The following is a 10,930-nucleotide window of genomic DNA, read 5'->3' as shown; positions in this document are numbered from 1 at the left end:
CCATAGACATCGAGTCAAATCACTAGCGTAAAAACTCAAACTAGCTTGCACTGACCATCTCAGACGGAAGAATGAGACAGCCAGCAAATACCCACCCACCGAAAATGGTGAGTGGAGTACCAAAAAAATTTGGCACTGACATTCATCGACACACTGTTGAGTTCTCAAAGAACACGCGCACACCATCACTCGAAACTTTGCAGTTCCTCGTTTTGGGGCAACCGTTCAAGCCTAACCCGATCAAGTTCCGGAAGCAAATCCGGCACTTTCTCGGCCACCCGAAGGCGCTCCACAACCCTACAGGATGTTTCACACTCGGATTACCAGGCGCTCCCCGTACAACCTCGTTTTCCCTCGCTGACCTGTGAAGATCGCGTCCGGGTCGGTGTCCGTGTCGCTCTGACCTGGAATAAGTTACGCGAGTGTTCACGGAGCGTCAAACCGCCAGGTCGGACGTTCGTCCGACTCCGTTTCCCCAGGTCGGCCGGCCCGAAACGCCACAGATTCGTCAAAACCGCGATTTGTGACGCCCAGCACAACGCCTATCCGCGGCTCCTACTCCCCCGTCACTCGACGAATGTCGCCGCCCAGACCCGCAAGGTCCTCGACGAACCGCGGGTAGCCGCGGTCGATGTGGTAGACGTCGTGCACCTCGGTGACACCGTCGGCGACCAGGCCGGCCAGCACCAGTCCCGCGCCGGCACGGATGTCGGACGACCACACCGGTGCACTCGACAGCTCCTGCACCCCGCGCACGACGGCATGGTGGCCGTCGGTCCGCGCGTCCGCGCCGAGCCGAATCATCTCTTCGACGAAGCGGAACCTCGCCTCGAAGACGTTCTCGGTGATCATCGACGTGCCCTCCGCGATCGCGGCGAGACCGATCGCCATCGGCTGGAGGTCCGTGGGGAAACCCGGATACGGCAGCGTCGCGAAGTTGACGGCCTGCGGACGATTCGTCTGCACGACGCGGAAGCCGTCCGCCTCCAGACTGATCTGCGAGCCCGCCGCACGCAGCTTGTCGAGAACCAGCGCCAGGTGCTTCGGGTTGACGCCCCGCACGAACACGTCGCCCCGCGTCATCGCCGCGGCGATGCCCCACGTCGCGGCGACGATGCGGTCGCCGATCACTCGATGCGAGGTCGGCTGGAGTCGATCGACTCCGCGAATGGTGAGAGTCGTCGAGCCGGCACCGCCGATCTTCGCGCCCATGCGCGTCAGCATGTTGCAGAGATCGACGATCTCCGGTTCCCGCGCGGCGTTGTCGATGACGGTCTCCCCCTTGGCGAGGACCGCGGCCATGAGGATGTTCTCGGTCGCGCCGACGGACGGGAAAGCCAGACGGATGTTCGCGCCGTGCAGGTCGTCCGCCTCGGCGACGACACAGCCGTGTTCGATCTCGCTGTGGGCACCCAACAGGCGTAGGCCGGACTGGTGCATGTCCAGCGGCCGCGATCCGATCGCGTCCCCGCCGGGCAGTGCGACGACCGCCTTCCGGCATCGCGCAACGAGCGGGCCGAGCACGCATACCGAGGCGCGGAACTGCCGAACCGCGGCGAAGTCGGCGTGGTACTTCGGCTGCGCCGGCGTCGTGATGGTTGCGACGTCGCCCTCGAGCACCACCTCGCAGCCGAGGCCGCGCAGGACGTCGGCCATCAGTGGCACGTCGAGGATGTCGGGGCAATTGCTGATGACAGTCGTGCCCTCGGCCAACAACGCCGCGGCCATCAGCTTCAGGACGCTGTTCTTCGCCCCACCCACTGGCACCTCACCGACGAGTCGGTTTCCACCAGTGACAAGAAAGCGCTCACTCACAGTCGCACAGCCTAACCACGGCGACCGCCTCACCGCTGAGCGGTACCGTAAGCCCATGGCTGTGCATTTGACGCGGATCTACACCCGGACCGGCGACGACGGAACCACCGGGCTGAGCGATTTCTCCCGAGTTTCCAAGAATGATCCCCGTCTGGTTGCCTACGCGGACTGCGACGAAACGAATGCGAGTATCGGCGTCGCACTCGCGTTGGGAGCGCCGTCCGAGGAGATCGTCGAGGTGCTGCGGCAGATCCAGAACGATCTGTTCGACGCCGGCGCCGACCTCTCGACCCCGATCGTCGCCGCACCCAAGTACCCGCCGCTGCGGGTCACCCAGACCTACATCGACCGGGTCGAGGGCTGGTGCGACACGTTCAACGAGCGCCTCCAACCGCTGAATTCCTTCATCCTGCCGGGTGGAACTCCCCTGGGTGCCCTCCTGCACTCCGCGCGCACCATCGCGCGTCGGGCCGAGCGGTCGGCCTGGGCAGCGGTCGAGGCCAGCCCCGACGACACGAGCGTGCTTCCCGCCAAGTACCTCAACCGGCTCTCCGACCTGCTGTTCATCGTCAGCCGACTCGCGAATCCGGGCGGCGACGTGCTCTGGAAGCCCGGAGCCGGCGGCGACGCCTGAACCGGCACGGAAACGACGAAAGGGAGGCCGCAGGGCCTCCCTTTGTCATATCGGATCGTCGTCGTTCACCCGGAGCCACCGGCTCAGGCCGGGCGCCCCCGCATGGAGCGTCCCGACGGCCTCGACTCCACCCACGACAGGAACGCGGTCAGTGCGCCACGATCGAGAGCGATCTCGTACGTGCGGTCCCCGTCGGCAATCTCGAGAATCACGATCTCGTCGGTCATGATGTCGTACTCGTTGCCGACCGGACCGCGCCGGGCGCCGACCTCGATACCCTGCCGGCTCATCCGGGTGTCCGGTCCCGGACGCAGGCTCGACAACTTGTAGAAGACGAGCGAATCCTCGCCGTACCGCACCACCCCGTGGCGCCAGCCGCTACCGCCGGGCGCGGGCGTGATCCGCAGGATCGCCGCGGTACCACCCCGGCGCAACACTGTCAGTCGATACACGAAAGCCGCGACGAAGGCCGCGAGCAGAACGACCAGAATGATGAGAACTACCATCCCGATCGTCACTGCTCGTCGGCTCCGTCGCGGCTCGTCGTGAACTGACTAGGCGCGCTCGACCGCACGCAGCTGACCCTTGGCGACCGCGATCGCCTCGAGGTCTTCGGTGGTCTCCGCCAGGACGGCCTTGGCCGCCTCGACGTCGACGTCCTGTGCCATGTCCGCGGACTCGGCCAGGATCGTCACCGTGGTGGCGGTCACCGAGAGGAAACCGCCGTGCACGGCTGCGACCACACGCTCGCCGTCGACGGTCGTGATCGCAACCACGCCGCCTTCCACCAGCTGTCCGAGGACCGGCTCATGCCCGGGCATGACACCGATCTCGCCCTCGGTCGTCTGGGCGCTGACGAGCTTCGCCGATCCCGACCAGAGTCGCTGCTCGACGGCAACGAGTTCAACGGTCATCTCAGCCATGTCGGTCTACTTTCCGGCGATCTTCTTGGCAGCGGCCTCGACGTCGTCGAGTCCACCGCAGCTGTTGAACGCCTGCTCCGGCAGGTGGTCGAACTCGCCCTTGCAGACGCGGTCGAACGCCTCGATGGTGTCGCGCAGCGGCACGACCGAGCCGGGCTCACCGGTGAACTTCTCGGCGACGATGAAGTTCTGGCCGAGGAACTTCTGCAGACGACGGGCGCGGCCGACGAGGACCTTGTCCTCTTCCTGCAGCTCGTCCATACCGAGGATGGCGATGATGTCCTGCAGTTCCTTGTACTTCTGCAGGATCCGCTTGACCTCGTTCGCGACGCGGAAGTGCTCGGCACCGACGATGCCGGGCTCCAGGATGCGCGAGGTCGACGTCAGCGGGTCCACAGCGGGGTAGATACCCATCTGCGAAATCGGACGCGAGAGCTCGGTGGTCGCATCGAGGTGCGCGAAGGTGGTGGCCGGCGCCGGGTCGGTGTAGTCGTCGGCGGGGACGTAGATCGCCTGCAGCGAGGTGATCGAGCGGCCACGGGTCGAGGTGATGCGCTCCTGCAGCTCACCCATCTCGTCGGCCAGCGTCGGCTGGTAACCCACGGCCGAAGGCATACGACCCAGCAGGGTCGAAACCTCGGAACCGGCCTGGGTGAACCGGAAGATGTTGTCGATGAACAGCAGAACGTCCTGGCCCTGAACATCGCGGAAGTACTCCGCCATGGTCAGCGCGGACAGGGCGACGCGCATACGCGTTCCCGGCGGCTCGTCCATCTGGCCGAAGACAAGGGCGGTGTCCTGGAGGACGCCCATCTCTTCCATCTCGAGGTGGAGGTCGGTGCCCTCACGGGTGCGCTCACCGACGCCTGCGAACACCGAGGTTCCGGAGAACTCGCGGGCGATACGGGTGATCATCTCCTGGATCAGAACGGTCTTGCCGACGCCGGCACCACCGAACAGACCGATCTTGCCGCCCTTGACGTACGGAGTCAGCAGGTCGATGACCTTGATGCCGGTCTCGAGGATCTCGGTCTTGCCCTCGAGCTGATCGAAGGCCGGGGGCTTGCGGTGGATGCCCCACTGCTCACCGTCGCGACCGGTGCCCGGGGCGTCGAGGCAGTCACCGAGGGCGTTGAACACGTGGCCCTTGACGACGTCACCGACGGGAACCGAGATCGGCTTGCCCGTGTCGGTCACCGCAGCGCCGCGGACCAGGCCGTCGGTCGGCTGCATCGAGATGGTGCGCACCAGGTTGTCGCCCAGGTGCTGAGCAACCTCGAGCGTCAGCGTCTTCGCCACCGACGGGAGGGTGACCTGCGAGTGCAGGGCGTTGAACAGGTCGGGAACATGGCCGCGCGGGAACTCAACGTCCACAACGGGACCGATGACCCGCACGACCCGGCCGGACGTGGTGTCCGCGCCGTTCGCGTTGGTTTGGGTTACTGCTGCGGTCATGTGCTAGTCACTTCCTGCGCTCGAGGCCAGCGCATTCGCGCCACCGACGATCTCGCTGATTTCCTGGGTGATCTGGGCCTGGCGAGCCTGGTTTGCCTGACGGCTCAGGGTGTTCACCAGTTCGTTCGCATTATCCGTCGCGGCCTTCATGGCGGTACGACGGGCGGCAGACTCCGAGGCGGCGGAGTCCAGCAGAGCGGAGTAGATACGCGTGCTGACGTACTTCGGCAGCAGAGCCGACAGCAGCGTGCCGGCCTCGGGCTCGAAGTCGTAGCCGGCCACCGGACCCGACTTGCCGTCGTGCTGGCCGTTGGACAGCATGTCCTCGCCCAGCTCGATGTGATCCTCGGCGTAGTCCACCTCGAGCGGGGCCATCCGCCGGACTTCCGGCTTCTGGGTCAGCATCGAGACGAAGCGCGTGTAGACGATGTGGAGCTCGTCGACGCCCTCGATCGTGCCTTCCCCGTTCGGGGCCTCGACCTCGGTGCCGGATCCGGCCATGAACAGCTCGACCAGGTGACGGCTCGCCTTGGCGGCATCCGCGTAGCCGGGCTCCTGGGAGAAGCCGGTCCACGCACCACCGATGTTGCGACCACGGAACGTGTAGTAGCCGAGGCCCTTCGAGCCGAGCACGTAGATCACGGGCTCCTTGCCCTCGGAGCGCAGCAGCTGGAACAGCTCCTCCGCCTCCTTGAGGGCATTGGAGTTGTAACCGCCACACATACCGCGGTCGCTGGTGACGACCAGGACGGCAGCACGCTTCGGGTTCGCCCGCTCGTTGAGCAGCGGATGATCGAGCGACGCCGAGGCGCTGGCCAGTTCGGAGAGCACCTTGGTGATCTCCTCGGCGTACGGCTTGGAAGCCGCAACCCGGGCCTGCGCCTTGGTGATGCGCGAGGTCGCGATCAGTTCCTGCGCCTTGGTGATCTTCTTGGTCGAGTTGACCGACTTGATGCGAGAACGCAGTTCGCGGATGCTTGCCATCGATCGATCACTCTCCCTTCGGGTGACGCTGAGTCATGGGGTCCACGCTCACTTGCTGACAGTGGTGCGCTTGACGGTGACCTTCTCCTGGCCGACCTCGGAGGCGTCGAGAGCCTCGGCCTCGGCCTCGTTCACGACACGGCTGCCGTCGGAGGCGAGGAAGCCGGCCTTGAACTTGTCCGTCGCAGCCGTCAGGGTCGCGATCGAAGCGTCGTCGAGGGCCTTGCCGCCCTTGATCGCCTCGTACACGCTGGCGGCGTTGCGGTGCAGGTCCTCGAGCAGCTCGGACTCGAAGCGGCGCACGTCTCCGACGGGAACCGAGTCGAACACGCCCTCGCCGGCGAGGTAGATCGAGATGATCTGGTCCTCGACCGCGATCGGCGAGTACTGGTCCTGCTTGAGCAGCTCGACCAGGCGCTGGCCACGCTCGAGCTGAGCCTTCGAAGCGGCGTCCAGGTCCGAGGCGAAGGCCGAGAAGGCCTCGAGCTCACGGAACTGAGCCAGCTCCAGACGCAGCGAACCGGAGACCTTCTTCATGCCCTTGGTCTGCGCGGCGCCACCGACGCGGGAAACCGAGATACCGACGTTGATCGCCGGACGGATGCCCTTGTTGAACAGGTCGGACTCGAGGAAGACCTGACCGTCGGTGATGGAGATGACGTTGGTCGGGATGTACGCCGAGACGTCGTTGGCCTTGGTCTCGATGATCGGCAGCGCCGTCAGCGAACCGCCACCGAGCTCGTCGGACAGCTTGGCCGAACGCTCCAGCAGACGCGAGTGCAGGTAGAAGACGTCGCCCGGGTATGCCTCACGTCCCGGCGGACGACGCAGCAGCAGCGAGATGGCGCGGTACGCCTCGGCCTGCTTGGTCAGGTCGTCGAACACGATGAGGACGTGCTTGCCCTGGTACATCCAGTGCTGGCCGATGGCCGAACCGGTGTAGGGGGCGAGCCACTTGAAGCCGGCGGAGTCGGAAGCCGGGGCGGCGACGATGGTGGTGTACTCCATCGCGCCCTGCTCCTCGAGGGCAGCCTTGACGCCCGCGATGGTGGAGCCCTTCTGGCCGATCGCGACGTAGATGCAGCGAACCTGCTGCTTCGGGTCGCCGGTCGCCCAGTTGGCCTTCTGGTTCAGGATGGCGTCGACGCAGACCGCGGTCTTGCCGGTCTTACGGTCACCGATGACGAGCTGACGCTGGCCGCGGCCGATCGGGGTCATGGCGTCGATGGCCTTGATGCCGGTCTGGAGCGGCTCCTCGACGGGCTGACGCTCGAGCACCGTCGCGGCCTGCAGCTCGAGAGCGCGGGTCTCGGTGGTCTCGATGTCGCCGAGGCCGTCGATCGGGCGACCCAGCGGGTCCACGACGCGACCCAGGTAGCCGTCGCCGACCGGCACCGACAGAACGTCGCCGGTCCGCTTGACTTCCTGGCCCTCTTCGATGTGCTCGTAGTCGCCCAGGACGACGGCACCGATCTCGGTGGCTTCCAGGTTCAGGGCAACGCCGAGCACGCCGCCCGGGAACTCCAGCAGCTCGTTGGCCATCGCCGACGGCAGGCCGGTGATGTGAGCGATGCCGTCGCTGGTGTCGGACACCACGCCGACCTCCTCGCGGGAGGCCTCCGGTGAGTAGCTCGCGGTGTAGTTCTCGATCGCGCTACGGATCTCGTCGGAGGAGATCGTCAGCTCCGCCATGTTTTTCCTGCTCTCGGTATCTGGTCTTCGAAAAGATCGGGAGTATGTGTTCGGTCGTCGGCTACTTGAAGGTCTTCCGCAGGGCAGCGAGGCGACCGGCCGCGCTCCCGTCGATGACCTCGTGGCCCACCCGGACGACCATGCCGCTGAGGAGGGTCGGTTCGACCTCCACGTGCACGGTGACGGGCTTGCCGTAGGTGCGGGTCAGCGTCGCCGCGAGCCGCTCGACCTGCTCACTCGACAACGCAGAGGCGCTACGCACGTGCGCAACGGCCTTGTCTCGCTGAGCCGCGGCCAGGGCCGACAGCTCGTCGAGCGCGTCCGCGGGAGCGGTCCGCAGGCGACCCACGGCCTGGATGGCGAGGGCCTCCGTGATCGCGGTGACCTTGCCGTACAGCAGCTTCGACAGCAGCTCGCGCTTGCCGGCGACGGGCGTCGAACGATCCGAAAGGGCCTGCTCCAGCTGCGGATTTCCGGCAACGATGCGGCCGAGGCGGAAGAGCTCGTCCTCGACCGTGTCGCTCTGGTTCTGATCCGCCGCGGCACGAAGCAGGGACTCACGTCCGACCGTGACCAGCGAGTTCAGCAGATCCGCCGAAGCCGACCAGTCCTGGCCCGCGGCGGTCTCGAGGGCTGCCAGCGCCTCGGCGCCGACCTTCCCCGAGAACACCTGGCGGGCCAGGCCCTGTCGAGCAGCGGCGGACGTGGACGCGTCGGCGAGCGCACTCCGGAGAGTGCGCTGGCCGTCGAGAACCTCGACCACCGAGAACAGCTCGGATCCGGCCTGCGCCGCGGCCGCAGTGGCCGCGCCGGGGGAAACGGAATCCAACGCCGCGGTGAGCGCAGCACGGGTCTGCGTCAGGGCTTCACGGCTCGCTGCGTACATGGTGCTCACTTTCCTGCTGCGGAATCGGCGCTGACTGCGTCCAGCTCGTTGAGGAAGCGATCGACCGTTCCGGCGCGCTTGACGTCGTCGGCCAGCGACTCACCGATGACCTTCTCGGCCAGGTCGACCGCGGTCTTGCCGAGGTCGGCCCGCAGCTCGGTCACGATCTGCTGGCGCTGTGCGACCAGCTGGCTGTGACCGGCGGCGACGATGCGGTCGCTTTCCTCCTGAGCCTGTGCCTTCATCTCAGCGATGATCTGCTGGCCCTGAGTACGTGCTTCCTCGCGGATCTGTGCGGCCTCGGTGCGAGCCTCGGCGAGCTGGGCATGGTACTGCTCCAGCGCGGCCTTGGCCTCGGCCTGAGCCTCTTCGGCACGCTTGATGCCGCCGTCGATCTGCTCGGTGCGCTCGGCGAGAACCTTCTGGAACATCGGAAGAACGAACTTCCAGAAGACGAACCCGACGACCACCAGGGCAACGATCGACCAAGTGATGTCATACGTCGCGGGCAGGAGGGGGTTGTGTTCCTCCCCCTCGGCCGCGAGCAATGCGATGGTGGTTGACATGGTGTGTTCTTAGAAGATGAAGCCGGCGACGAGACCGATCAGCGCCAGGGCCTCGGTGAACGCGATACCGAGGAACATCGTGGTGCGAACCTGTCCGGCCATCTCGGGCTGACGGACCATGCCCTCGATCGCCTTACCGACGACGATACCCACGCCGATGCCGGGGCCGATGGCTGCGAGACCGTAGCCGACAGCGCCGAGACCCTTGAACTTGGTCTCTTCCTGCGCGAGGATCTCGACTGCCTGAAGCGCAACGCTCATTTGGTGTTCCGTTCCCTTTCTGTTGCCCACCGCCGGTCGGCGAATGGGGCAGGTCTATCGATGTGACTGGTCAGTGCGAGTCGGCGTGGAGTGCCAGGTCGATGTACACCGCGGTGAGCAGTGCAAACACGTATGCCTGCAGGCCGATCACCAGGAGTTCGAAGAACGTCATCGCGACGCCGGCGATGATCGACGGCACGCCGAAGATCGCCTGGAACCCACCGGAGGTGAAGAAGAAGTACTGCGTGGCGCTGAAGAAGAGCACCAGCAGGATGTGCCCGGCCAGCATGTTGGCCATGAGTCGGACCATCAGGGTGAACGGCCGGAGCACGAAGGTCGAGAGGAACTCGATCGGAATCAGCAGGAAGTGCAGCGGCAGCGGCACGCCCGGGACCACGACGCTCGACTTGACGTACTTGAAGAAGCCGTACTTCTTGATGCCCACGTAGTTGAACGTGATGTATGCCAGCGCAGCGAGCACGAGTGGCATACCGATTCGCGCGTTCGGCGAGATGTTCAAGAAAGGCGTGACACTCGCGATATTGCTGGCCAACACGATGAAGAAGATGGTCGTGATGACCGGCAGGAAGCGCTTGCCCTGTTCCTTGCCGAGGATCTCTTCGGCGATGTTGATCCGAACGAAATCGAGCGCGTACTCGGCGACATTCTGGACACCGCGCGGAACGATCTTCGGGCTACGCATCGCGATGATGAAGAACAGTGCGACCAGACCCGACATCAGCAGACGGATCAGCATCAGACGGTCGAGCTCGAAGGCGGTGCCCTCGAACAGCACTGCGGGCGGGTAGAAATCATCGAGTGACGGCGGATGATATTCACCCGCGGCCATGAAGGTGACGCTCAGCGGTCTCTCCCGTAGTCGGCCGCAGGCATCGCTGTCTGCGGTTCGATCGGACATTGACGATCTAACAAGTCGACCAGGTCGGCTCGCGTATTCGTCAGCAGCTGGAGACTCGGGCGAACCCGTCCTGGCGTCTGTCGGTGTCGGCGACTGTCGTCGACTCGGCAACTAGAGGGCGGTCCCACCCGAATCTGAAATCCGGGCAACTCCGACAGCCTCGGTCGCCTGCAAGCGCTACCGGGACGCCGGGCCATCTGGACTTTCCCGGCATCTGCGCACTTGCTTGGACCAGAGACTATCAAGACATCTACGACGTTGTGTAGACGGGGTACCCCAGAACTTTGGAACATGTTCCAGGAATCGATGCCCGGGACCCGTCAGGCCGTCCCCGAATCCTCGTCGGATTCGGTCGGCGTCACGTACGGAACCTTCGTCTGCAGCACACCGTAGGTCTCGGCGCCCAGCACGATCACGAGCGACAGCACGATCACGATCACCATCGCCTGACGGTTGTAGAAATCGAGCGGATCGAGGATCGCGAGCACCGTGATCGCCAGGATCATCTTCAGCAGCCAGCTTCCGAGCAGCACCGCACCCGCCGTCACCGCCGGCAGCTTCGCGGTCAGCAGCACGGCCAGCGCCGTGCACAGGATGAATCCGCCGCCGACCGCGGCACCGAGCAGCGCACCCCACAATCCGGCCGTACCGGCGAACAGGCTCGCGATGATCGCACTGACGACCGCGAGCGCGAGCAGACCGAGGACTCCGTAACGGAGCCCGCGACGGAGTGCAGCGGTGGGATCGGAGGAATACGGCTCTGGCGTCGAAGTCACGGAACCCAGGTTAGAGGAA

General features: G+C 65.4%; 12 protein-coding genes. 1 reads left to right on the top strand and 11 read right to left on the bottom strand.

Going from position 1 to position 10,930, the window contains the following annotated elements:
- Positions 1 to 555: 555 nt before the first annotated feature.
- Entirely contained in the window at positions 556 to 1,815 is a 1,260-nt protein-coding gene (gene murA, locus EGT67_RS18240; protein ID WP_127917499.1) for a UDP-N-acetylglucosamine 1-carboxyvinyltransferase, read from the bottom strand.
- A 55-nt stretch (positions 1,816 to 1,870) separates the two neighbouring features.
- Between murA and EGT67_RS18235 the strand changes: the two genes are divergently transcribed.
- Positions 1,871 to 2,449, top strand: coding sequence for a cob(I)yrinic acid a,c-diamide adenosyltransferase (locus tag EGT67_RS18235; RefSeq protein ID WP_127917498.1), 579 nt, complete (start codon positions 1,871 to 1,873; stop codon positions 2,447 to 2,449).
- Positions 2,450 to 2,532: 83 nt separating this feature from the next.
- On the opposite strand, the gene EGT67_RS18230 is transcribed toward EGT67_RS18235, so the two are convergent.
- The 10 genes from EGT67_RS18230 to EGT67_RS18185 all read right to left on the bottom strand — a co-directional run bounded on the left by EGT67_RS18230 (position 2,533) and on the right by EGT67_RS18185 (position 10,920).
- Positions 2,533 to 2,955 carry a DUF2550 domain-containing protein gene (locus EGT67_RS18230; RefSeq protein WP_127917515.1) on the bottom strand — a complete coding sequence of 141 codons (423 nt, stop codon included), beginning with the start codon at positions 2,953 to 2,955 and terminating at the stop codon, positions 2,533 to 2,535.
- Between the two features lie 48 nt (positions 2,956 to 3,003).
- Entirely contained in the window at positions 3,004 to 3,372 is a 369-nt protein-coding gene (locus EGT67_RS18225; RefSeq protein ID WP_127917497.1) for a F0F1 ATP synthase subunit epsilon, read from the bottom strand.
- A 6-nt stretch (positions 3,373 to 3,378) separates the two neighbouring features.
- Positions 3,379 to 4,827, bottom strand: coding sequence for a F0F1 ATP synthase subunit beta (gene atpD, locus EGT67_RS18220; RefSeq protein ID WP_127917496.1), 1,449 nt, complete (start codon positions 4,825 to 4,827; stop codon positions 3,379 to 3,381).
- Positions 4,828 to 4,830: 3 nt separating this feature from the next.
- Complete coding sequence (locus tag EGT67_RS18215) at positions 4,831 to 5,811, bottom strand: F0F1 ATP synthase subunit gamma (protein ID WP_127917495.1); 981 nt, start codon at positions 5,809 to 5,811, stop codon at positions 4,831 to 4,833.
- A gap of 48 nt (positions 5,812 to 5,859) precedes the next feature.
- Positions 5,860 to 7,503, bottom strand: a complete 1,644-nt coding sequence (atpA, locus tag EGT67_RS18210) for a F0F1 ATP synthase subunit alpha (protein WP_127917494.1) — start codon at positions 7,501 to 7,503, stop codon at positions 5,860 to 5,862.
- A gap of 61 nt (positions 7,504 to 7,564) precedes the next feature.
- Entirely contained in the window at positions 7,565 to 8,389 is an 825-nt protein-coding gene (locus EGT67_RS18205; protein WP_127917493.1) for a F0F1 ATP synthase subunit delta, read from the bottom strand.
- Positions 8,390 to 8,394: 5 nt separating this feature from the next.
- Complete coding sequence (locus tag EGT67_RS18200) at positions 8,395 to 8,955, bottom strand: F0F1 ATP synthase subunit B (protein ID WP_127917492.1); 561 nt, start codon at positions 8,953 to 8,955, stop codon at positions 8,395 to 8,397.
- 9 nt (positions 8,956 to 8,964) lie between these two features.
- The gene (locus EGT67_RS18195) at positions 8,965 to 9,216 is read right to left on the bottom strand and encodes an ATP synthase F0 subunit C (protein WP_127917491.1); all 252 of its coding nucleotides are present in this window, start codon (positions 9,214 to 9,216) and stop codon (positions 8,965 to 8,967) included.
- A 70-nt stretch (positions 9,217 to 9,286) separates the two neighbouring features.
- On the bottom strand, positions 9,287 to 10,066 hold the full coding sequence (gene atpB / locus EGT67_RS18190) for a F0F1 ATP synthase subunit A (protein ID WP_206612429.1): 780 nt from the start codon (positions 10,064 to 10,066) through the stop codon (positions 9,287 to 9,289).
- A 389-nt stretch (positions 10,067 to 10,455) separates the two neighbouring features.
- Positions 10,456 to 10,920, bottom strand: a complete 465-nt coding sequence (locus EGT67_RS18185; protein ID WP_127917489.1) for a Cg1360 family ATP-synthase-associated protein — start codon at positions 10,918 to 10,920, stop codon at positions 10,456 to 10,458.
- Positions 10,921 to 10,930: the final 10 nt, after the last annotated feature.

Origin of the sequence: Prescottella agglutinans, assembly GCF_004011865.1 — a bacterium.
GTDB classification, from domain to species: Bacteria; Actinomycetota; Actinomycetes; order Mycobacteriales; family Mycobacteriaceae; genus Prescottella; species Prescottella agglutinans.
The sequence above is the reverse complement of the archived record's forward strand: the minus strand, read 5'-3'. Positions and strand labels throughout refer to the sequence as shown.

Excerpts from the sequence above, each read along its gene's own strand:
- EGT67_RS18235 (WP_127917498.1), top strand. The coding sequence starts at position 1,871 with ATGGCTGTGCATTTGACGCGGATCTACACCCGGACCGGCGACGACGGA.
- EGT67_RS18230 (WP_127917515.1), bottom strand. The coding sequence starts at position 2,955 with ATGGTAGTTCTCATCATTCTGGTCGTTCTGCTCGCGGCCTTCGTCGCG.
- EGT67_RS18225 (WP_127917497.1), bottom strand. The coding sequence starts at position 3,372 with ATGGCTGAGATGACCGTTGAACTCGTTGCCGTCGAGCAGCGACTCTGG.
- atpD (WP_127917496.1), bottom strand. The coding sequence starts at position 4,827 with ATGACCGCAGCAGTAACCCAAACCAACGCGAACGGCGCGGACACCACG.
- EGT67_RS18215 (WP_127917495.1), bottom strand. The coding sequence starts at position 5,811 with ATGGCAAGCATCCGCGAACTGCGTTCTCGCATCAAGTCGGTCAACTCG.
- atpA (WP_127917494.1), bottom strand. The coding sequence starts at position 7,503 with ATGGCGGAGCTGACGATCTCCTCCGACGAGATCCGTAGCGCGATCGAG.
- EGT67_RS18205 (WP_127917493.1), bottom strand. The coding sequence starts at position 8,389 with ATGTACGCAGCGAGCCGTGAAGCCCTGACGCAGACCCGTGCTGCGCTC.
- EGT67_RS18200 (WP_127917492.1), bottom strand. The coding sequence starts at position 8,955 with ATGTCAACCACCATCGCATTGCTCGCGGCCGAGGGGGAGGAACACAAC.
- EGT67_RS18195 (WP_127917491.1), bottom strand. The coding sequence starts at position 9,216 with ATGAGCGTTGCGCTTCAGGCAGTCGAGATCCTCGCGCAGGAAGAGACC.
- atpB (WP_206612429.1), bottom strand. The coding sequence starts at position 10,066 with ATGGCCGCGGGTGAATATCATCCGCCGTCACTCGATGATTTCTACCCG.